The following is a 22,002-nucleotide window of genomic DNA, read 5'->3' as shown; positions in this document are numbered from 1 at the left end:
GAAAAACCCAAAAAAGTGGTGCCATTGTAGCAAAAATAGCAAAGAGAAAAAGCCACTTTTGTGGCAATTTATTTGGAAGAAGTATGCTCTTGTAAGGTTTTGCTCATAGCATCATGCATTTTTTCATACCAGTGTTCATCCTCTTTTGGATTGATTGGGTCTAAAAAAATAACATCTATATCGCCACCATTTGCCATGAGTGTTTTTGAATCAAGCACATGACGTGCTCCAACAATGACCGCTGGCTGGACAATGAGACCTAGTTTTTCTGCTAAAATTTTAGCGCCACTTTGAAACTTAAGTAGTCTATCGCCATGACCTCTGGTTCCTTCAGGAAACATAGCAAGGATACGTCCCTCATTGAGTCTCTCTTGTCCAACTTTTATGAGTTTTACAATAGAGCGTTTATCATTTCTATCAATCGCAATCATACGAGGGGCTCTTAAAATATGCCCAAAAAGAGGAATATCCCCAATCTCTTTTTTAGCTACCCAACATAAATCCCTAGGATGAATCGCTTCTAAAGTCACAATGTCTAAGAGACTTTGGTGGTTCATAACCAACAAGGTCGTTTCTTCTGCCATCGCCCCTTTTTGGACGATATGAAAGCCAATAAGGTAGGTTTGCATTTTTGCCCAAAAACGACGAATAGTTCGTGTACTTTTTGGGAAAAGATACATCAAAACGATGGTCAATAAAACTGTCATGCTAAATTCAATAGCAATAAAAATAGCTCTAATTCTTGATAATATTTTCACGTTCTGTCCATCCAATTTTTCCATCAGGAAGTAAAATCTTGATATATATTTCTCTCTCTCCTAGTTTTTCAACTTCTAAGAGGGCATCGCTCGTATAAAAAACGGTTGAACGCTCCATCGGCAAAATCTTCATGCTACTACCGGCTTTTAGTTTGACATGATTCAGTGGATTTTGATCTAAGAAGTAAAGTCCAAGAAATAAGAGTGATAAAAGAAGATAGTACCACTTACGGTAGAAAATTAAGAGAAGGAAAAAAGTAAACGATAAAAGTGCATAAGCGATACTTTTATAAAATTCAAAAATACTCTCTTTAGGATTGAGCCCTAGTTGTGTGCTCACTTCTTCATTTTCAATGGTTAAAGGCAGTGAAATTTTAGTGAATTTATTACTCGGTAAATCAAAATAAGTAAACTCAAAGTTTTTTTGATAATTAGGAAGTACAGCATAATAATAGATGGTTTGACTGGTTCCATTATCTGAAAAAGAGTCAATACCACTTTTCGCAATACCACTGAGTTTAAAATCTTTTAAATTGGCACCGGTGGCTTCAATTTCAAGAACAGTAATGATATTTTTAGCATCAAAGGTGGTTGTTTTATATTTGTTGATAGAAAGCGTATTGGCAATGACTGCACTAAATAAGGGATCTTTCTTTAATTGAACAATGTTTGGAGTAGAGAGTTCAAGAGATGTGCTCTCTATCAATGTTTTATTTTGAACCAGAGTTACACTAAGTGTTGGCAAAAATGCTGTGGGTGCGTTGATTTTGAAATAAAACGTGTTGGTATAGGTATTGTCCTGAGATAATTCCCATGGAGCGTTGGCATTGATAATCTCAACATTTTTCGCATCCGAAAATGTTGTTTTCAGTGCATCAATTTTTGTATGGGCTACAATCGTTTTAACTTTGATAGGAAAAACTTGCCCTACATACACTTTTTTTGGGGTATCTTCAATGGAAAGAAAAAGGGATTTGGAATAACTCTCATATACACTCTCTTCCGCCAAAAGAGGCGAAAAGAGTGCATAAAAGAGGATCAAAAGTGAAAAAAGTCTCTTCATAAAATTAACTTATAAAACCTTGTAGCATTTTAATGCCATCATCAGAGCCTAAAATCGTCTCAACGGCACGTTCAGGATGAGGCATCAAACCAAAAACATTTTTTGTTTTATTACAAATTCCAGCGATAGCATCCACAGAACCATTTGGATTTTCAAGATTCCCTTTTTCGTCACAATAGTTCAAGAGCACTTGATGATTTGCATAAAGCTCTTTGAGTTCAGCTTCGTCAATATAATAACTTCCCTCACCATGAGCGATAGGAATAGTGAGAATATCCCCAATATTGCATTTTTGTAAAAAGGTATTATCATTAGCGATGACTTTAAGCGGATGGAATTTAGAAATAAAATGAACACTTTCATTTCGTTTCATAGCGCCTGGGAGAAGTTTTGCTTCCACAAGCATTTGAAAACCATTGCAAATACCTAATACCTTTCCCCCTTGCTGTGCAAATTCAATGACAGCTTTCATAATAGGAGAAAATTTTGCAATGGCCGCACTACGCAAGTAATCACCATAACTAAATCCACCAGGAAGAACGACTAAATCCGTTCCTTCTGGGAGTTTTTCTTCTTTATGAAAAACAAGAACAACGTTTTGTCCTAACTTTTCAAAAGCGTATTTGGTATCAATTTCGCAGTTTGTTCCTGGAAAGACAGCTACGGCAACTAACATGCTGGAAACTCAATGCTATAGTCTTCAATCACCGTATTTGCAAGAAGTTCATCACACATAACAGTGACACGTGCTTTTGCTTTTTCTATATCACTTTCTGCAATATCAAGAATAATTTGTTTGCCAATACGTACTTCATTGACTTCGTTGAATTTTAAAGAGCTGAGGGCATGATGTACCGCTTTGCCTTGCGGATCGAGTACGCCGTTTTTAAGTTGAATATTTACGATAACTTTCATAATTTTTTATGTCCTTCTAAAATTTTAGTGCGTTAAGATACGTTTTAAGACTTCTTCGTAAGCTACTTTAACGTTACCTAAGCCTTGTCTAAAACGGTCTTTATCTAATTTTTCATTGGTATCCATGTCCCAAAAACGGCAGCTATCAGGACTGATTTCATCTGAGAGTAAAATCGTACCTTCTGGATCAACCCCAAACTCAACTTTAAAATCAACCAGTTTAAGTCTACGTTCTGCAAAAAAGTTTTTCATAATGACATTGATTTCACGCCCTAAACGTTTGAGTTCTTCAAGGTCAGATTCACTTTTTACAAGATTAAGGAGTAAGCAGTGTTCATCATTAATAATTGGATCACCTAGCGCATCGTCTTTATAATAAAACTCTACTAATGTAAAAGGAAGAGCCGTACCATCTGCAATGCCAAGACGTTTCGATAAGGAACCTGTCGCAATATTTCTGACAACGACTTCAATAGGGATAATTTGAACGCGTTTAATGAGTTGATGTGTATCGTCAAGTGTTTTTACCAAATGCGTTTGAATACCATGTTTTTCTAAAAGATGAAAAAGTTGTGTACTAATTTTACAATTAAGTGCACCTTTACCTGCTTCATTCCCTCTTTTTTCGGCATTAAATGCTGTTAAATCATCTTTAAACTCTGAAACCAAAAGATTTTCATCATCGGTTAAAAAGAGTTTTTTCCCTTTACCTTCGTATAGTAATGCACCTTTGTTCACGTTCGCTCCTCACTTATTTTTTGATTGCAAGTACTTTGATCGCATCAACAGCACTTTTGAGTTGTAAGTCTTTAAATAGATTCTCGTGTGTAATCATCTCTTTGTCTAATTTTTGTGTCTCTTTTGTTTTTGCTTTCTCTTTCTTTTCGACTTTAGTGTCATCAACTTTTTTAAGTTCACCCTCTAAATGTTTTTTGAGATCTTTTTCTTTTAGGGTTTGTTCATTATTTTTGTGAGGCACTTCTCCTGGATAAACAATAATGTCTGGCGTAACACCTTCAGCTTGAATAGTTCGTCCACTTGGAAGATAATAGCGCGCAATGGTTAAACGAAGGGCTTCATTATCCACGATAGGAAGGACGGCTTGAACACTCCCTTTTCCAAAGGTTTTTTCACCAATAATAATTGCACGTTTATGGTCTTGGAGCGCACCACTCACAATTTCACTCGCACTCGCACTTCCACCATTAACAAGAACCACTAAAGGTGTTTTAGTAATCGTACCTGCTTTGGTAGCTTTATACTCTTCATTTTCAGATTCCAAACGTCCTTTTTGTGAAACGATAATGCCATCTTCGACGAAAATATCAACCAATCCAACGGCTTGATTGAGAAGTCCACCAGGGTTGTTTCTGAGATCTAAAATAATACCCTGTACTTTTTTGTTTTTATTAATAGCTTCTTGGACATCGCCTACGATATTTTTATCAAAGTTCACCACACGGAGGTAAAGAATGTTTTCGTTTTCGATTTTCTTCGAATAGACGGATTCAATTTTAATAATATCTCGAACAATAGCGAATATTAGAGGTTTGTTTTCTCCCTCTCTGACGATGGTGAGTTCGATGTTTGTACCTGGTTTTCCACGCATAAGATTGACGGCTTCATCAATGGTCATATTCAGTGTAGATTGTTTATTGATTTTTAAGATGATATCGCCTGCTTTAACGCCTGCTTTATCCGCAGGTGTTCCTTCCATCGGTGCAATAATAGTTAAGGCGCCATCTTTTTGGCTGATCGTAATACCTAAACCGCCAAATTCACCTTCTGTTTGAATTTTAAGGTCTTTAAAGTGTTTTTCATCTAAATAGGCAGAGTGCGCATCCAGATTATTTAAGAGTCCTTCAATTGATTTTTTAACAATTTCATCAATTTGAATGTCATCAACATAATATTTTTCAATAGTGGCTAAAACACGTGTAAATTTAGCCAATGAGGCAAGTCTACTTTTCTCTCCATCGGCACTGTCTGCTAAAAGTGTGGAGGAAAAAAACGTTGTGATACCTACAAATGTGGCAACAAAGCCAATCGTAGCAAAGGGTAAGTGTTTCATAGAATGGGTATGCTCCTCGCATGAGAGATGCGTTAGTGTCTAAAAAGGGAGATTATAGTGCAGATTCCCTAAAACTTCCATGAAAGGAGCAGAGTTTTCTAAGGATTTTAGAAAGCGAAAATGCTTCTTATTGGCTAAATAAACTTGACAACACTAGACTAAAGTTGTAGAATTATAGAAAAATACAAAGGAGCTTTCATGAACTCACTTTTTGAACAACTTACCAATCAGATGCGAGAGGCGATAGAGAGTGCGATTAGCCTTGCGTTGCATTCCAAAAATAATGAAGCCACTCCTTTACATGTAACGTGGGGACTGATTACCAATTCGGCTTCCATCCTCAATCAAGTCTTTAATAAAATGAACATTGACAAGAGTGCAATAGAACTTGAAGTGAAAAGCGAGGTGCAAAAATTGCCTACTGCTTCGCATGTTAGCAAAGAAAATATCTCACTTTCACGCACTTTGGTTGAATCTCTTCAAAAAGCAGAGGGGTTAATGAAGCAAAAAGGGGATAGCTACCTTTCTGTGGATACGTGGTTACTCGCAAACATTGAGAATGAGCCTTTGAAAAAAATTTTAGGTAAGTATCTTGATCTTTTAGCATTTAAGAAAAATCTTGAAGCGTTGCGTGGCGGTAAAAAAATAGACAAGCAAAGTGCCGATGAAAATCTCGAATCGCTTGAGAAGTATGGTATTAATCTTACTAAACTTGCCAGTGAGGGCAAACTTGACCCTGTCATTGGGCGGGATGAAGAGATTCAAAGAATGATGCAGATTTTGATTCGAAAAACGAAAAACAATCCTATCTTAATTGGTGAACCTGGAACGGGTAAAACGGCGATTGCTGAGGGATTGGCACTTCGAATTGCCCATAATGATGTGCCTTTAAGTTTACAAAATAAAAGTGTGGTCGCTTTGGATATGAGCGCTTTGATTGCGGGAGCAAAGTACCGTGGCGAGTTTGAAGACCGTCTTAAAGCCGTGATTGATGAAGTGAAAAAAAGTGGCAATGTCATTTTATTTATTGATGAAATCCATACCATCGTCGGTGCGGGAGCGAGTGAGGGTAGTATGGATGCGGCTAACATTCTTAAACCAGCTTTAGCTCGTGGTGAATTGCATACGATTGGTGCGACAACGCTCAGAGAGTATCGCAAATATTTTGAAAAAGATGCGGCGTTACAGCGCCGTTTTCAGCCTGTAACGGTGAATGAACCTAGCATTAACGAAGCTTTACAGATTTTGAGAGGGATTAAAGAGCATTTAGAAGCGCATCACAATGTGAGTATTCAAGACTCCGCATTGATTGCCGCGGCGAAGCTTAGTTCTCGCTACATTTCTGATAGGTTTTTACCCGATAAGGCGATTGATTTAATTGATGAAGCAGCTGCTGAGCTTAAGATGCAAATTGAGAGTGAACCCACAGAGCTTAGTCGTATTAAGCGTGCAATTAGTACGTTGATGGTTGAAAAAGAAGCGCTTTTAATGGAAAAAAACAAGAAGAATGATGAGCGTTTAAGTGCGATTGAAAAAGAGCTAGGCGATGCCAAAGAGAAGATGCGTTCTTTAGAGACGCAGTTTGAAAATGAAAAACAGGTTTTTAATGATATTGCAGCCATTAAATCACAAGCAGAAGCTCTGCGTAGAGAAGCTGAGATAGCGAAAAAACAGAGTGAATTTAACAAAGCCGCTGAAATTGAGTATGGCAAACTTCCTGAGCTTTTGAAAAAAGAGGAAGAGTTAAAACTCAAATGGGAAAAGATGGTGGAAAGTGGAACGCTCCTTAAAAATAGCGTCGATGAGGAGATGATAGCGACCATCGTTAGCAAATGGACGGGAATTCCTGTCAATAAAATGCTCCAAAGTGAGAAAGCAAAAGTTTTACATGTAGAAGAGTATCTCAAAAAAGAAGTGGTCGGTCAAGATGCTGCCATTAAGGCGATAGGTCGTGCGATAAAACGTAATAAAGCAGGACTGAGTGAGCAAAATAAACCTATTGGTAGTTTTCTCTTTCTTGGCCCAACAGGTGTGGGTAAAACACAAAGTGCGAAGGCGTTAGCTAACTTTTTATTTGATACCACCAAAGCGCTCATTCGTTTTGATATGAGTGAGTATATGGAAAAACATTCCGTCAGTCGTTTGGTTGGAGCACCTCCAGGGTATGTGGGTTATGATGAGGGTGGACAACTGACTGAAGCAGTACGACGAAAACCTTACAGCGTCGTTCTTTTTGATGAAATCGAAAAAGCGCATCCCGATGTCTTTAATATCTTGCTTCAAGTGTTGGATGAAGGGCGTTTGACGGATAATAAAGGTGTGACGGTTGATTTTAAAAATACGATTATTATTCTAACGTCTAACATCGCAAGTAGCAAAATTATGGAGTTTGAGGGCGAAAAACGCACCGAAGAGGTGATGAAAGAGTTACGTATGCACTTTAAGCCTGAATTTTTAAACCGTTTGGATGACATCATCATCTTTAATCCGCTGAGTGAAGATGGTTTACGTGAGATTGTTACCATTATGTTTGGTGATATTGAAAAGAAACTTGCTCATAAAGAGATTAAAGCAGAATTGACAACGACGGCTAAAAGTTTGATAGCTGAGGCTGGATTTGATCCTGTTTATGGTGCTCGTCCGTTAAAGAGAGCTTTGTATGAACTCGTCGAGGATAAATTGGCTGAGTTGATTTTGGAAGATAAACTTCACGAAGGTGAGGGGATCGTCATTGATGCAGAGAATGGAAAAATTGTAATTCGCCATTAAGAAAGAGACTTCTTACATGTAAAGAGTGTTTTACATGTAAGAAGTTATTGACAATCTTTTTCTTGCACTGAGAATTTAAAAAGTTCTGTATCGCTTAAGTCATAAAAGACATAAATAAAAATAGCTCCTTTTTTAAGAAGCATACGTGTTTCATAGTCATTGCAAAGGTAACTTTTGTTGTTTTCAAAGGTCGTTTTAATAAGCGTTCCTTTATCTGCTTTTAGAATCGTTTTAACGTGTTCGTTTTCTGAATTGATGCGATTGCGGTATTCGATAGCATTTTGAACACTCACAATATCCACAAGGGTTGTATAATCATCAAGCATCATAGGCAAATGCTCTTTGGTACCATCTTTAATAATAGAGAGAATTTTTGGGATATCTTCTTCTTTAATTTCATCTAAATCATTAGGATTTTCAGCCAAAAGTGTTGAAATAAGCGTTAAAATGGTTAAAAATTTTTTCATAGCCTTCCTTTCGTAAAATTTTACAATAAAATCACTGATTTTTTAATAGGAAAAGAGCATTTAATGGCTTATTTTGATTGGTTTTTGGCACATAATATTAAGCATCAAGAAATTGTGAAAAAGCTTACATGTAAAGGGGATGATAAAGAAGAGATAATTGCTTATTTTGCGTATGAGCATATGTGTAATGCTGAGCCACAGTTTTGCCCTTTATACGAATCGCATGAGAAATGCCATACCATGGATAATTTAAACTGCTATTTGTGTGCATGTCCTTATTTTCGGTTTAATGATTTAGGATTAAAAGAGATCAATGGAATGTGTGTGAAAAGTGAATGTTCGATTCATTCTCGAAAAGCAACATGGTTTATTTATGAAAACGTGATGCATTTAGATTGTTCACAGTGTACCATTCCTCATAAAACAGGCTTTATTCGTAAACATTTTGATCTGATGTGGAAAAATATCATGTCACATTCCCCCGTGAAGGGAGAAGCTATAGCTTCTATTTTAAAAGATCGATGAGTGTTTCTTGGCTAGGCGAAGTTGATGGTTTTTGAAGTAACAACTCTTCTTTTTCCTTATGGCATGCAACACATGCTTTTAATGCTTGATGGGCTTCAACATCTTTTTGTGCGTAAATTTTAGTGCGTGAGTGACAATCAAAACAGTCTTGTCCACATTGCCCATGTTCTGAGGGTGTATTGTGACAGGATGTGCACTCTTTTAAGATACGATGATCATTGTCATCAATGAATGGGAGCAATTTTGGATGGCACTCTAAGCAACTTCCTCCGCAGGCAACGCCATCATAAGGCAAAAAGGCAAGAGCAATAAGAAAGGCAAATTTTTTTAACACAGTAGCGACCTTATAGAATTTTTTACTTTTAAATTTCAAAGCAAAAGGTAAGAATATTAAGATGAGGAGTCATTTTAGTATTACAAAAATTATATTTATCTTAAAATAAGTGAACAAAGAACGAAGCATAGGATATCTTCTTAATTTAAGCTTATTCAATTTTAAGTAAAGCTAAGGTAAAATCCGTACCTTAAATTATTTTTTATTAAAGGACTTTTTAGATGAAAAGAACGTACCAGCCACATACTACACCTAAAAAACGTACGCATGGTTTCAGACTTAGAATGAAAACTAAAGGTGGACGTAAGGTCATTGCAGCACGTCGTGCTAAAGGTAGAAGAAGATTGGCCGCTTAAAAGAGTATGAAACTCTCAAAACAACACGAGAGTTTTCATCTGTTTATAATTATGCAAAAAAGTGGCACCATGAAGGTGCTTTAGTTTTTTATAATAATGATACAACAAAAAAAGTTGGCTTTACGGCAAGTAAAAAAGTCGGAAATGCTATTAAGCGAAATTTAGCAAAAAGGCGACTTCGCGCTATTTTTTTAGAAATTCAACACACTTTACAAGATGGTGTGTACGTTTTTGTAGCAAAAGAAAAGATAAATCATTTGTCATATGATGCTTTAAAAAAGGGTATTTTATGGTCTATGAAAAAAATGAACTGTGTTAAAGAATGAGAGTTCTCGCACTGTTTTTAATAAAGCTTTATCAGAAGTTTTTTACACTGATTGGCTATGGAAGTTGTCGGTATTATCCAACGTGTTCAAATTATGCCAAAGAACAACTTCTACACAATGGTTTTTTAAAGGCTATCTTTTATAGTTTTATTCGAATTTTAAAATGCAATCAACTTTTTGCTGGGGGTATTGATTATCCCGTTGTTATGAAATCGTTTGCATTTTCACTTCTTTTGCTTCAAAAACCTCTGCATCACTCCGTTATAATTTTTTGGTTTGTACCAAAAAACAACCGAAGTTTTTACGTTGTAAAAGCTTTAAAAACATCGAAACAAAAGGGAATCTCGTGACAGATAAACTTACTCCTCAGGTGCGTGTTATTATCGCTACAGTTTTATCATTCTTATTTTTTGCTTTTTATGATCACTTTTTTATTCCAAAAAATACCCCGTTAGCTGAAACAAATAGTTCTATAACAGAACAAGCCACACCTGCATCTTCTGCTACAAGTGCTCCTGAATTTAAAGAAGCAACCAGCAGTCAAGAAATTGCTCAAACGCCTTTAGTAGGTAAAGAAAGTCAGAATGAAGTCATAGTGAAAATCAAAGCAGCTTCGTATGAAATGCATATTGATCGATTAGGACGTATTTCAAAGTTTTACCTTAATGAATCAAAATATAAAGATGACAAAGGTGAGCGTATTCAGTTGATTGATGCGTCACAAGGTGTTTTACCATTAGAGATTCGTTTTAGTGATAAAGCAGTGAATTCAGATGCTTTTTTAATGTCTTACAGTGCGGATAAAAGTGTTGTAGAAGTCAGTGAAACAGGTAGTACGGTTGATTTGACACAAAAGCTAGGTGAAATAACTTTAACAAAAAGTATCACTTTTTTCCCATCAGGAAAGTATGATTTACATGTAAAGCTTTCAAATGCTAAAGATTACTTTATCTCTCCTGGTTTTAGACCAGGTGCGGCTATTGATAGTTATACCTTTCATGGTGCATTGATTAAAAAAGCAGATGATACGGTTCAAACCATTGCCGATGGTGATGCAAAAGGGGATGAAAAGTTCTCAAATGCACGTATTGCTGCAGCTGCTGATAAATACTACACAACATTCTTTTATGAGCTAAGCAGTGGATTAGAAACGGTTATTTTACCTAGTAAAGAGAGCAATCCTCTTTTATTTGTTAAAGGTAATGATGATTTTAAATTAAGCGGTTATGTCGGTCCTAAAGAGTATGTCAAACTTAAAGAGATTCATCCTGGGTTAACAGATGTGGTTGAATATGGCTTTTTTACGTTTATTGCTAAACCACTTTTTACACTTTTGTCTTTCTTGCACGGTATTTTTGGAAACTGGGGTTGGGCGATTGTTGCTATGACCATTATTGTCCGTTTAGTGCTTTATCCTTTGACGTATAAAGGTATGGTTTCTATGAATAAGCTCAAAGAGCTTGCTCCTAAAGTCAAAGAGTTACAAAAGAAATATGGGGATGACAAACAGAAGCTTAATATTCATATGATGGAGCTCTATAAAAAGCATGGTGCAAATCCTATGGGTGGATGTTTACCTATTTTGCTTCAGATTCCTGTCTTTTTTGCTGTTTATCGTGTTTTACAAAATGCGATTGAGCTTAAAGGTGCTGCATGGATTTTATGGGTACAGGATTTGGCGGTGATGGACCCTTATTTTATTTTACCTGTATTAATGGGTCTTACAATGTTTTTACATCAAAGAATTACCCCAACAACCTTTAACGATCCGATGCAAGAAAAAATTATGAAATACTTGCCACTTATTTTTACATTTTTCTTTGTAACTTTCCCAGCAGGTCTTACTTTGTATTGGTTTACTAACAATTTAGCATCGATTGTTCAACAGTTTTATGTCAATAAACTTTTTGCGAAAAAGCAGGAAGAACAAAAGGCTGAAAAATGATTAGGATTGAGGCATCCACACTTCAAGAAGCTTATTCTAAAGCGGCACGTGAATTATCGTGTTCAGTTGTAGAATTGGATATTAATATTATTCAAAATGGTTCCAATGGTTTTTTAGGATTATTTAAAAAGAATGCTATTATTGAAGTTCAGCGTAAGGGTGCTCACAAAAAGAGAGAGGAGAGGGATGAAAAAATCTCAACTCCGACTTCTAAAGAGTCTTTGCAACATGTTTCGATGGAGACTGTTTCAAATGAAGAGCGTAAAGAGCGTCATAAGCGTTCAAAAAACCGACGTCCAAAACATAAAAATAGAGAATCTCTCAATGAGGTTTCTGAAAAAAGTGAGGAGCTTGTTACTCCCGTTGTTATGGAAGAGATGGTTGTAAAAAATGAGATTATTGCGCAGGAAGTAAAAAACAGTTTCAAAGAGACAAAACATACACTAAGTCCTACGGTGGTTGATCAAAATTTTCATCATGAAAAACGCTCAATCAGCGATGTTGTGGAGGAAGTGAGCCTACAAATCAAACATCTTTTTCAGTACAGTTGTTTTACATTAGAATCGCCTATTGTTTCAAAATACAATGAAGATACGATTTTGATAGAATTTAGTGGGGAAGATGCTGCTTTATTGATTGGTAAGGAGGGGTATCGCTATAAGGCCCTTTCGTACTTACTCTATAATTGGATCAATATTAAGCATGGCATGAATATTCGTCTTGAGATTGCTGAATTTTTGAAGAATCAAGAAGAGATGATTGAAAAGTATTTGATTCCTGTCATTGAGAGAATTCGTACCAGTGGAAAAGGTCAAACTAAAATTTTAGATGGTGTATTGATCAAAATTGCGCTGGAAGTGCTTCGTGCAGAGTTTCCTGAAAAATATGTTGGAATTAAATCAGGAAAAGATGGCGGTAAATTTATTGTCGTCAATGATTTTAATAGGAAAAACGCATAGATACGATTGCTGCTATTGCCACAAGTTCGGGCATTGGATCGATTGCTATTGTTCGAGTTAGCGGTCCTAATGCCCTTCTTGTTGCTCAAAAACTGACACAAAAAGTCTCGTTAAAGCCACGAGAAGCCACCCTCTCTTTTTTGTACGATCAGCTCCATGATGTTGTGGATCAAGCGATTGTTATCTACTTTAAAGCTCCGCACAGTTTTACGGCTGAAGATGTCGTAGAGTTTCAGTGTCACGGTGGAAGCATGGTTGCGAGTATGGTTCTGGAAACGTTATTGCATTATGGTGTACGCTTAGCCCAACCAGGTGAATTTTCCAAACGGGCATTTTTAAATGGTAGAATTGATTTAAGCGAAGCAGAAGCGATTGCTGCACTCATTGAAACAAAGAGTGTGGATGCTGCTAAAATGTTGACACGACAGTTAAAGGGTGAATTAAAAGAGTTTGTTTTACATGTAAGAAATCTTTTAATTGAAATTTTAGCTTTTGTGGAAGTCAATATTGATTATGCAGAAGAAGATTTACCTCAAGATATGTTAGAGACCATTCAGCAAAAATTGGATGCTATTTTAGAAGAGTTACTCAAAACATATGAGAGCAGTAAACGCCGTCAAGGGATGATGCAAGGATTCAAAATTGCTATTATTGGAAAGCCTAATGTTGGTAAAAGCTCTTTATTAAACAACCTTTTAAATTATGAGCGAGCTATTATTAGTGATGTGGCAGGAACCACACGCGATACGATTGAAGCAGAGATTCGTATAGGCACGCATTTGGTTAAGATTGTGGATACGGCAGGCATTCGTAAAACAGAAGATAGCATCGAAAAAATAGGTATTGAGCGTTCTATTATGGCAATCGAAGAGTCTGAAATTGTACTGGCGCTCTTTGATAACAGTCGTTTATGCGATGATGAAGATGAAGAAATACTCTCTTTGTTGGAACGTTATCGTGATTCAAAACAGATTGTGAGTCTTTTAAATAAAACGGATTTACCAAATGCTTTTGATGTCAAGCGTTTATCAAAAGAGGTGATCTCTTTGACGTGTCAAAAAGAGACACAGAGTGTTGTAAAAGCACTACAAACGATTCTGGATCAAACGGTGTATGAAGATAGCCTTTTATTGACATCCTCTCGGCAGATTGATGCCGTACGAAGAGCCTATGAAAATATACAAACCTCTACACTGCTTCTTAATGAAGGGCAATTAGAACTATTTGCTTTTCATCTTAATGATGCTATTACGGCCATTTCTTCTATTTCGATGGCATTTGATAGAGATGAGATTTTAGATAAAATGTTTGGCAGTTTTTGTTTAGGTAAATGATTTTTGGACGTTTAGTGATTTATTAATTGTTTACCTCTCTATGATACCATGAAAAAAAGAGCCTTGTTGTGTCACCCTTTTTGTTTAAAAGATGGTGCAAGAAGTCTACTATAAAGGGTATTTATGTTAAAAACACTACTTCAAGAGTTTATTCATCGGCAATCTTCAGCTGGAATTATTCTTATCCTTGTGACACTGTGTGCGCTCATTTTACAAAATAGTTTTTTTGCAGAAATCTATACCGCTTTTTTGCATATACCAGTGCAAGTGAGTGTAGGAACATTTGGAATCACTAAACCTTTATTATTGTGGGTGAATGACGGCTTAATGGCTATTTTCTTCTTTTTAATTGGTTTAGAAGTGAAGCGTGAAGTTTTAGAGGGGGAACTTTCTACTCGTGCTCAAATTGCACTCCCTTCGATTGCTGCTTTAGGTGGAATGATAGTTCCCGCACTGATTTTTATAGCGTTTAATGCTACGGATACATTTGCAATGAATGGATGGGCGATTCCTACTGCAACAGATATTGCTTTTGCGTTAGGTATTCTCTCTCTCTTAGGAACAAGAGTTCCAGCTTCTTTAAAAGTTTTTCTTATGGCATTAGCTATTATTGATGACTTGGGTGCGATTGTTATTATTGCCCTTTTTTATACCAGTGAACTCTCCATACTCTCCATCAGTGTTGCTGCCATAGCACTGCTCGTTTTAATGCTAATGAACAAAATGAATGTGGCTAAAAAAGCAGCGTATATTTTAGTGGGTATTGTGCTTTGGGTGAGTGTTTTAAAATCAGGTGTACATGCGACTATCGCAGGGGTGTTGATTGCTTTTAGTATTCCACTCTATTCAATCAATGAGCATGGTGAGCGCTTTTCTATGTCAAAAGAGTTAGAACATGATTTACATTATTGGGTTTCGTTTTTTATTTTGCCACTCTTTGCGTTTGTCAATGCAGGTGTTGATTTACGGGGCTTATCTCCTTCTGCTGTTCTCTCCAATGTTTCCCTTGGCATTATGTTAGGACTTTTCTTAGGAAAACAGTTAGGTGTTTTTGTGTTTAGTTTTCTTGCTATTAAGCTTGGGATCGCCAAATTACCTTCAGGCAGTAATTTTAAAGAACTTTATGGTGTAGCCATTTTAACAGGTATTGGATTTACCATGAGTCTTTTTGTCAATACCTTGGCGTATAACGATACAGATATGTTTCATTACGCAGATAAATTAGCAATTTTATTGGGGTCTTTTACGTCTGGAGTGATTGGGTATTTATTTTTAAGAACGCTTTCTAAAAAAGAGTAGTCGTATGGGTTTTTTATTGCCCATACGCTTTACATGTAAACGTGTTTACTCACGAATAATGTCGTAACCTTTGGGAATATCAGCCTTAAAGAGTGTGTCATCTAAGAAAAGATTTGTGCTTTGGTTTGAGAAAAGAATCTCAACACTGTTATCCAGTTTATCTTTATAGAGGACTTTTTCAATACCGTGAGTGTTTGCCAAAATAGTATAGGTCGTCTCCATAAATTTTGTGACATAAGTATTGGTAGATATCTCTTTGGCTTCTTGAAGAAGTTGCGCAATATTGGGCGTATTTTCAAGGGTTGTGATGATGACTTGTTCTAATTCAGGCTCAATAATCAAAACACGTGTCTCATTAAAATAGATTTTTTTCTCAACAGGTTTATCATAAATCCAGAGAGCTTTTTTATCATGTGTGGCGTAAAAGACGCCTTGATAAACAATGGTTTTATTTTGGTCATTGGTCACTTTTTGTACAAAATCACTTTGAATTGTTTTAAACGAATCAATTTTGGCAAAGAGGAGTGAGGCAAGGGTGAATAAAAGTAGGGCAAATCGCATAAAAGACTCCTATCGTAGGCAATTAAGATATGGAGTTTTATCAAATAGATAGTAAAAGTATGATAAAATCATAAGTTTTATCTAAAACAAACATTGAAATACAAAGAAACATTGAGGTGAAATCGCATGATATTAAGTAGTTTGATTCGTAAAATTTTTGGCACGAAAAATGATCGTGTTGTCAAAGAACTCGCTCAGCGTGTTAAAAAAATTAATGCATTGGAAACGACCTATGAACCATTAAGTGATGATGCTTTAAAAGAGACTTTCAATAATTTAAAAAGTGCTGTACAAATAGGAAAACAATCTTTAGACGATGTTTTAAATGATGTCTTTGCTCTTACAAGAGAAGTGAGCAAACGAACCACAGGTATGCGCCATTTTGATGTTCAGATGATTGGTGGTTTGGTGCTACACGGCGGCGACATTGCTGAAATGAAGACAGGTGAAGGAAAAACACTGGTAGCAACATTGCCTGTTATCCTCAATGCGATGACGGGAGAGGGTGTCCATGTTGTCACTGTCAATGATTATCTTGCAAAGCGTGATGCGATGGAGATGTCACGTATTTATAACTTTTTAGGCTTGAGTGTTGGTATCGTGACGAATGATTTGGAAAATGATGTACAGCGTAAAGCGCAATACGATGCAGATATTACCTATGGTACAAACAATGAGTTTGGCTTTGATTATTTAAGAGACAATATGCGTTACTCTTTGGATGAGAAAGTTCAGCGGGTGCACAATTTTGTTATCGTGGATGAAGTGGATTCAATTTTAATTGATGAAGCACGTACACCTTTGATTATCTCTGGTCCTGCCAATCGAACTTTAGATGGTTATAAAATTGCAGATGGTGTTGCTCGAAAACTGCTTAAAGAGAGTGATTTTACTGTTGATGAAAAAAACAGAACTATTTTGATGACAGAAGATGGAATTAGTAATGCGGAGAAGCTTTTTGGTGTCGATAACCTTTATAGCTTAGAAAATGCCGTTTTCTCGCATCATCTTGACCAAGCGCTAAAGGCACACTATCTTTTTACAGCAGATGTAGATTACGTGGTGCGTGAGGGTGAAATCGTTATCGTAGATGAATTTACAGGGCGTTTAAGTGAAGGAAGACGTTTTAGCGAGGGATTGCATCAAGCCCTAGAGGCAAAAGAGGGAGTGATGATTAAAGAAGAGTCTCAAACCCTCGCAGATATTACCTTTCAAAATTATTTTAGACTGTATAAAAAGCTTGCAGGTATGACAGGTACTGCACAAACAGAAGCCACAGAATTTGCTCAAATTTACAATTTGGAAGTCATCTCTATTCCTACGAATTTGCCAATGCGTAGAGAAGATATGAATGACCTTATTTATAAGACAGAGCGTGAAAAATTTGAAGCGGTGATTAAAGATATTAAAGAGTGTCATAGTAAAGGTCAGCCTGTCTTGGTCGGTACGGCTTCTATCGAAAAAAGTGAACTCTTGCATGCGTTATTAAAAAAAGAGAAAGTGCCTCACTCTGTTTTAAATGCGAAAAACCATGAAAAAGAGGCACAAATTATTAAGGATGCGGGTGCTAAAGGTGCTGTTACTATCGCAACCAATATGGCAGGACGTGGTGTTGATATTAAAATTACGGATGAGATTAAAGCCTTAGGTGGTTTGTATATTATTGGAACAGAGCGCCATGAGAGCAGACGTATCGACAATCAGCTTCGTGGTCGTTCAGGTCGTCAAGGCGATGTGGGTAAGAGTCGTTTTTATTTGAGTCTTGAAGATAATTTATTGCGTATTTTTGGCAGTGATCGTATTAAAGCGATTATGGAGCGATTAGGCATTGAAGAGGGTGAACACATTGAGTCAAAAATGGTGACTCGTGCGGTTGAAAATGCTCAGAAAAAAGTAGAAGCTCTACATTTTGAGTCTCGTAAGCATCTTTTAGAGTATGATGATGTCGCCAATAAACAACGTAAAACGATCTACAATTTTAGAAATGAACTTTTAAATCCTGAGTATGATATTGAGACCAAAATCGTTGATATTCGTTTTGAATTTGTGACCAATCTTCTCTATAAAGCAGAAATTTATGAAGCTATTTCACAAAATGAGTATAATCTTGAGCGTTTAGTCTCACTTCTTAAAGATGAACTCAATGAAGATTTTGAAATTGAGAGCTTACAAAATAAAGATTTTGAAGCATTACGGGCTTTAGTGGTTGAGAAGCTCTCAGAAAGCTTTAGCGTGAAAATGTCTGTTGTGGATGAGACACAACGTAAAGAGATAGAACGTATTTTATATTTGCAAGTGTTGGATAATGCATGGAGAGCGCACTTGTACCAGATGGATATTCTTAAAACAGGTATTGGTCTTCGTGGATACAATCAAAAAGACCCTTTAACGGAGTATAAAAAAGAGAGTTATAATCTCTTTATTGAACTGGTAGAACAGATTAAATTTGAGAGTTTTAAAACCTTGCATATTGTTCAACTGCGCGATAATAAAGAAGAAGAAGAGCACCGTGCAATGGAAGAGATGATCCGTAAAATGGAAGAGGCAAATGCAAATGCTACGTTACATCATCAAAATCTTTTTGAAGATGAAGAGGACGATAAAGAGAAAAAAACAGCACGTAATGAACCATGCCCTTGTGGAAGTGGTAAGAAATATAAGCAATGTTGTGGTAAGAGTGGTCCTAAAAAAGGGCTTCTAGCGTAGGAGCTGTGCGTGCAAACCAATCTTAGTTTTTATCTTGTCAAAAAGTATTTGCGTTTTGACAAATCGCAACCTTTTATTACAGTCATCTCTTTTTTAGCCTTCTTTGGGGTGGCTATTGGATTGATGGTTTTAATGGTTGCGATGGCGATTATGAATGGTTTTGATAAAGAGTTTGAGAAAAAACTTTTTACGATGAATTATCCACTTTCTATTTATTCTCGTAGTTTTAATTTGGTTAGCCATGCGGATTTAGAGCGTTTAAAAGCCCAGTTTCCAGCTTTAAAATTTAGTCCGTATATTTCTACGCAAGTGATTGTGAAAAAAGGAAATCGTTTAGAGGGAGGGATGCTTTTTGGGGTTAATTTTGACCAAGAAGCACAGATTAATGCTATTTTAGCAGAGGCGATTGCAGGTAAGACATTAGACAAATATGACCTGATTACAGGCAGTGAGATTGCTAAAACACATCACTTTTCCGCTGAAGATAAAGCAACACTCATCTTTACGAAAAATGACCCTGGTGGGATGAGTTTGATTCCTAAAATGAAGCGTTTTAATTATCAAGGCTCTTTTCGCTCCGGTTTAATGGCGTATGACAAAGCGTATATGTATACAACCTTAGATTCTTTAGCACAAGTTTTGCAGTATGAAGAGGGTTTTTATGATGGTATTCATATCTACTCTGATGACCCTTTTGCGGATATTGAAAAAATTCGAAGTGTGCTTTCTGAAGATTTAGGTATTGTCGGGTGGTGGCAAATGAATGGTAACTTTTTTGCAGCCCTTGCACTTGAGAAAAGAGCACTTTTTATTGTGTTGATGTTGATTATTTTAATTGCATCTTTAAATATTATTAGTTCTTTGTTAATGACTGTCATGAATAGGCGTAAAGAGATCGCTTTGTTGCTCTCCTTAGGTGCCTATAAAAAAGAGATAAAAAATACATTCTTTTATTTAGGTGTTGTGATTGGGGGAGGGGGGATGCTTTTTGGTATTGCTTTAGGTTTTTTAGCTCTTTTCCTTTTAGGCTCTTTTGACCTTATCTCTTTGCCTGCGGATGTTTATGGGACAGCACGTCTTCCATTGGATCTTTCAGCACTTGATTTTGTCTTAATTGTTGTAGGAACGACGATTATCGTCACCCTTTCATCGTACTATCCCGCGTATAAAGCAACACAAATTAATGTTTTAGATACATTACGAAATGAGTAAAGTAGATTGAAAAATCTACTTTACATTCGTGTTAAAAACTCCGAAGTAATGTTACATTGATCTTCCACAATCTGGTTAAGCTTTTGTAGCAACATTTGGGCACTCGTTCCATCTTCTGGATAACAGACGATCGTGTCAACAGGTTCTTGATCTAAGAACTCTTGTACCCCTTTTAAGACTTCTGTCGCACCATTCCAATCCGTTCCTGTGAGCATAACGACATAGTGGTTGCTATGGTTAAAAATGGCATCTGTCTTACGTAAAATGTTTTGAAACATTTGTAAACAATCCATCTCTTGTTTATTTTCCAAAGAGAAAAAAATGAGAGAAAATGGGACTTCATCTTTAATGCCAAAACGCTCAAGTAAGGCAATATGATGTTCAATAAAATGATTTAAATCGTTATTTGAAAATGTAATACCAGACATAAGCACTCCTCGTAGAGCAATTTATTTTAATTGTACTCTAAAAACTAGAGTAATGTTTCAATTTTCTCAAAATTAAAATAATTATTGCCTTCTTTGTGTTCATATGTAAAATCAATGTGATGTGCTTTAACGATATTATGGACGATATAAAGACCCAATCCAAAACTTTGATGGGAATTTTTTTCTTGGACAAAAGGTTCTAAATAGTGCGAAAGCTCTTTTGTGAGGGGTTTACCTTGACTAATAAATGAAATTTTAGAGTGGGTTGCTAAGATTTTTATTTTTTGATCAGTGGAGTATTTGATGCCATTATCAATGACATTTTTCATGGCAGTTGTAAAAAGTCTAAAGTCTACATGTAACACTATTTGGTCATCAATAATTTCACTTTCAACCTGTGAGGGCGAAATCATTGCTAAATCAATCGCTTCATCTAGCAAATCTACTAACAAGTAAGGTTTGACATTTTTAAGTCCTTCTCCTGAAGTAATCTGTTCAATCGAAGCAAATTCATTAATTAAAAGTTCTAATTTTTCAAAGGTTGCAATCAGACGCTCTTTTTGTTTGCCTTGCTCCAACATTTCAGCACTAATACGCCCTTTGGTAATAGGCGTTTTGAGTTCATGCATAATATTGCGTAAAAAGAGTTGTCTGGAGTGATTGAGTTTATTGATTTGTTGAACAGCATTGTGGAAGGAGTTGGCAACTTGAGAAATCTCATCTTCCCCATCTGTTTTGCAGTTGATTTTGAGGTCTCCTTGTGCAAAGCGATCCATTTGTCGTTTGAGTTTACGAAGGGGTTTGAGTTTACGGATGGTTAAAATGTATGCGACGATAATAATAGCAAAAACGCTTCCAAAGATGGTTTTAATCAAATCATAACGGTAGGGTTGAAAATCTTCATCTTTTAAAAGCAGAGAAGCATATTTGGTTTCGATGTGCAAGTAGTGGTCATTTTCAAAGCGCAAAATAGCACTGGTGCCTATTTTATCAGAAATTTTTTGAATAATTTGTGCTCGTGCAATGATGGCATTTTTTGCCTCTTTATCCGTAATTTCTCTCATTTGATAGCCTTGCACTTGCCTTTTGAGTTCTTCATTGGTGATAAAATTGTTCAGATGAAACAAAGTCGCACGAGAAATAATAGAGTATTTGGTATTGAGTTTATCCGTGTAGGATTGTTTGTCATACTCTAAGAGAAAGAGAAGAGCTAAAAAAATACTCACGATACTGGTCGCAAAAATAAAGGTAATACTGTAAAAAATGGATGATTTTGTCATTGAATAAACTTATATCCTATCCCACGTACAGCGTGGATATAAAGAGGTTCTTTAGGATTTTCTCCTAGTTTTTGGCGAATACGACCAATGATAACATCAATGCTTTTATTGGTCGTCTCTTCACTAATCACTTCAATATTATAGATAAGCTCTTCTCTGGAAACAACGCCACCTTCTTTTTTAATTAAATAGGCTAGGATGCCGTATTCTGCAGCTGTTAAATGGAGTTCTTTGCCTTGAAAATCAATACGCATTTGCTCTTCTATAAGATGAAATGCTTTTTGCTTTTGGGGAAGTTGCTCTGTGGTAAGAAGCCCTTTTTGTCTTCGCAATAAACTCATAATACGTGCTTGCAGTTCTCGTGGATTGTAAGGTTTTGGCAGATAATCATCTGCTCCATTTTCAAGCGCAGTCACTTTATCGGTAATATCAGTACGTGCAGAGGAGATAATGATAGGTAGCGTATGGCGTTTACGTATCTCTTTACAGACTTCAAGTCCATCAATGCCTGGGAGTGTGAGGTCTAAAATAACCAAATCAAAGGCTTGGGTGTCGAGCGTAGAAAGTCCCATATAAGGATCATCCGCAACCGTAATGCTCATCTCAAATTGCTCTAAATATTCCATAAGAATTTCGGCGAGTTCAAGATCATCTTCAATCATTAAAATTTTTGTCATATAGCACTCATTTCTTT

General features: G+C 36.3%; 23 protein-coding genes. 11 read left to right on the top strand and 12 right to left on the bottom strand.

The features are described 5' to 3' along the window. Nucleotides 1–68: 68 nt before the first annotated feature. Genes SDEL_RS07110 through SDEL_RS07085 form a run of 6 tightly spaced genes read right to left on the bottom strand, consistent with a single transcriptional unit; the run spans nucleotide 69 to nucleotide 4,807 of the window. Nucleotides 69–758 (bottom strand): lysophospholipid acyltransferase family protein, encoded by a 690-nt coding sequence (locus SDEL_RS07110; RefSeq protein WP_012857175.1) that lies wholly within the window; start codon nucleotides 756–758, stop codon nucleotides 69–71. Continuing rightward, nucleotides 736–1,821 carry a hypothetical protein gene (locus SDEL_RS07105; protein ID WP_012857174.1) on the bottom strand — a complete coding sequence of 362 codons (1,086 nt, stop codon included), beginning with the start codon at nucleotides 1,819–1,821 and terminating at the stop codon, nucleotides 736–738. The genes SDEL_RS07110 and SDEL_RS07105 overlap by 23 nt, the downstream gene beginning before the upstream one ends. A gap of 4 nt (nucleotides 1,822–1,825) precedes the next feature. After that, a complete protein-coding gene (gene purQ, locus SDEL_RS07100) occupies nucleotides 1,826–2,497 on the bottom strand; it encodes a phosphoribosylformylglycinamidine synthase subunit PurQ (protein ID WP_012857173.1) in 672 nt (223 codons plus the stop codon). Then, nucleotides 2,491–2,736, bottom strand: a complete 246-nt coding sequence (gene purS / locus SDEL_RS07095; RefSeq protein WP_012857172.1) for a phosphoribosylformylglycinamidine synthase subunit PurS — start codon at nucleotides 2,734–2,736, stop codon at nucleotides 2,491–2,493. The genes purQ and purS overlap by 7 nt, the downstream gene beginning before the upstream one ends. A gap of 24 nt (nucleotides 2,737–2,760) precedes the next feature. After that, complete coding sequence (gene purC / locus SDEL_RS07090; protein ID WP_012857171.1) at nucleotides 2,761–3,474, bottom strand: phosphoribosylaminoimidazolesuccinocarboxamide synthase; 714 nt, start codon at nucleotides 3,472–3,474, stop codon at nucleotides 2,761–2,763. Between the two features lie 13 nt (nucleotides 3,475–3,487). After that, on the bottom strand, nucleotides 3,488–4,807 hold the full coding sequence (locus SDEL_RS07085; RefSeq protein WP_012857170.1) for a S41 family peptidase: 1,320 nt from the start codon (nucleotides 4,805–4,807) through the stop codon (nucleotides 3,488–3,490). Nucleotides 4,808–5,005: 198 nt separating this feature from the next. On the opposite strand from SDEL_RS07085, the gene SDEL_RS07080 reads away from it, so the two are divergent. Then, a complete protein-coding gene (locus tag SDEL_RS07080) occupies nucleotides 5,006–7,576 on the top strand; it encodes an ATP-dependent Clp protease ATP-binding subunit (protein WP_012857169.1) in 2,571 nt (856 codons plus the stop codon). A 44-nt stretch (nucleotides 7,577–7,620) separates the two neighbouring features. Here SDEL_RS07080 and SDEL_RS07075 read toward each other — a convergent pair whose 3' ends face one another. Then, nucleotides 7,621–8,043 (bottom strand): hypothetical protein, encoded by a 423-nt coding sequence (locus SDEL_RS07075; RefSeq protein WP_012857168.1) that lies wholly within the window; start codon nucleotides 8,041–8,043, stop codon nucleotides 7,621–7,623. Nucleotides 8,044–8,106: 63 nt separating this feature from the next. Here SDEL_RS07075 and SDEL_RS07070 point away from each other — a divergent pair, with 63 nt between their 5' ends. Further along, nucleotides 8,107–8,568 (top strand): hypothetical protein, encoded by a 462-nt coding sequence (locus SDEL_RS07070; RefSeq protein WP_012857167.1) that lies wholly within the window; start codon nucleotides 8,107–8,109, stop codon nucleotides 8,566–8,568. Here the strand turns inward: SDEL_RS07070 and SDEL_RS07065 are convergent. Then, complete coding sequence (locus SDEL_RS07065) at nucleotides 8,549–8,902, bottom strand: hypothetical protein (protein ID WP_012857166.1); 354 nt, start codon at nucleotides 8,900–8,902, stop codon at nucleotides 8,549–8,551. The genes SDEL_RS07070 and SDEL_RS07065 overlap by 20 nt on opposite strands. 221 nt (nucleotides 8,903–9,123) lie before the next feature. Here SDEL_RS07065 and rpmH point away from each other — a divergent pair, with 221 nt between their 5' ends. The 7 genes from rpmH to nhaA all read left to right on the top strand — a co-directional run bounded on the left by rpmH (nucleotide 9,124) and on the right by nhaA (nucleotide 15,121). Then, nucleotides 9,124–9,258 carry a 50S ribosomal protein L34 gene (rpmH, locus tag SDEL_RS07060; protein WP_012857165.1) on the top strand — a complete coding sequence of 45 codons (135 nt, stop codon included), beginning with the start codon at nucleotides 9,124–9,126 and terminating at the stop codon, nucleotides 9,256–9,258. Beyond that, the gene (rnpA, locus tag SDEL_RS11850; protein WP_083762466.1) at nucleotides 9,246–9,584 is read left to right on the top strand and encodes a ribonuclease P protein component; all 339 of its coding nucleotides are present in this window, start codon (nucleotides 9,246–9,248) and stop codon (nucleotides 9,582–9,584) included. The genes rpmH and rnpA overlap by 13 nt, the downstream gene beginning before the upstream one ends. After that, entirely contained in the window at nucleotides 9,581–9,934 is a 354-nt protein-coding gene (gene yidD, locus SDEL_RS07055) for a membrane protein insertion efficiency factor YidD (RefSeq protein ID WP_012857164.1), read from the top strand. The genes rnpA and yidD overlap by 4 nt, the downstream gene beginning before the upstream one ends. Beyond that, nucleotides 9,931–11,529, top strand: coding sequence for a membrane protein insertase YidC (gene yidC, locus SDEL_RS07050; RefSeq protein ID WP_012857163.1), 1,599 nt, complete (start codon nucleotides 9,931–9,933; stop codon nucleotides 11,527–11,529). The genes yidD and yidC overlap by 4 nt, the downstream gene beginning before the upstream one ends. Continuing rightward, nucleotides 11,526–12,488 carry a Jag N-terminal domain-containing protein gene (locus tag SDEL_RS07045; RefSeq protein ID WP_012857162.1) on the top strand — a complete coding sequence of 321 codons (963 nt, stop codon included), beginning with the start codon at nucleotides 11,526–11,528 and terminating at the stop codon, nucleotides 12,486–12,488. Before yidC ends, SDEL_RS07045 begins: the two co-directional genes overlap by 4 nt. Continuing rightward, nucleotides 12,485–13,822, top strand: a complete 1,338-nt coding sequence (gene mnmE / locus SDEL_RS07040; RefSeq protein WP_041666335.1) for a tRNA uridine-5-carboxymethylaminomethyl(34) synthesis GTPase MnmE — start codon at nucleotides 12,485–12,487, stop codon at nucleotides 13,820–13,822. Before SDEL_RS07045 ends, mnmE begins: the two co-directional genes overlap by 4 nt. A gap of 123 nt (nucleotides 13,823–13,945) precedes the next feature. Then, entirely contained in the window at nucleotides 13,946–15,121 is a 1,176-nt protein-coding gene (gene nhaA / locus SDEL_RS07035) for a Na+/H+ antiporter NhaA (protein ID WP_012857161.1), read from the top strand. Between the two features lie 45 nt (nucleotides 15,122–15,166). Here the strand turns inward: nhaA and lolA are convergent, their stop codons facing one another. After that, a complete protein-coding gene (gene lolA, locus SDEL_RS07030; RefSeq protein ID WP_012857160.1) occupies nucleotides 15,167–15,682 on the bottom strand; it encodes a LolA-like outer membrane lipoprotein chaperone in 516 nt (171 codons plus the stop codon). Between the two features lie 126 nt (nucleotides 15,683–15,808). Between lolA and secA the strand changes: the two genes are divergently transcribed. Both secA and SDEL_RS07020 read left to right on the top strand, forming a co-directional pair. Next, the gene (gene secA / locus SDEL_RS07025) at nucleotides 15,809–18,388 is read left to right on the top strand and encodes a preprotein translocase subunit SecA (RefSeq protein WP_012857159.1); all 2,580 of its coding nucleotides are present in this window, start codon (nucleotides 15,809–15,811) and stop codon (nucleotides 18,386–18,388) included. 9 nt (nucleotides 18,389–18,397) lie between these two features. After that, complete coding sequence (locus SDEL_RS07020; protein WP_012857158.1) at nucleotides 18,398–19,600, top strand: ABC transporter permease; 1,203 nt, start codon at nucleotides 18,398–18,400, stop codon at nucleotides 19,598–19,600. A gap of 20 nt (nucleotides 19,601–19,620) precedes the next feature. Here SDEL_RS07020 and SDEL_RS07015 read toward each other — a convergent pair whose 3' ends face one another. The 3 genes from SDEL_RS07015 to SDEL_RS07005 are packed head-to-tail and all read right to left on the bottom strand — an operon-like array spanning nucleotide 19,621 to nucleotide 21,985. Further along, a complete protein-coding gene (locus SDEL_RS07015) occupies nucleotides 19,621–20,028 on the bottom strand; it encodes a hypothetical protein (protein ID WP_012857157.1) in 408 nt (135 codons plus the stop codon). A 44-nt stretch (nucleotides 20,029–20,072) separates the two neighbouring features. Next, nucleotides 20,073–21,308, bottom strand: coding sequence for an ArsS family sensor histidine kinase (locus tag SDEL_RS07010; protein ID WP_012857156.1), 1,236 nt, complete (start codon nucleotides 21,306–21,308; stop codon nucleotides 20,073–20,075). Next, nucleotides 21,305–21,985, bottom strand: coding sequence for a response regulator transcription factor (locus tag SDEL_RS07005; protein WP_012857155.1), 681 nt, complete (start codon nucleotides 21,983–21,985; stop codon nucleotides 21,305–21,307). Before SDEL_RS07005 ends, SDEL_RS07010 begins: the two co-directional genes overlap by 4 nt. Between the last annotated feature and the right edge of the window lie 17 nt (nucleotides 21,986–22,002).

Origin of the sequence: Sulfurospirillum deleyianum DSM 6946 (assembly GCF_000024885.1) — a bacterium.
Lineage (GTDB): Bacteria > Campylobacterota > Campylobacteria > Campylobacterales > Sulfurospirillaceae > Sulfurospirillum > Sulfurospirillum deleyianum.
Note: the sequence above shows the minus strand (reverse complement) of the source record. Positions and strands in the feature narration are given on the sequence as shown.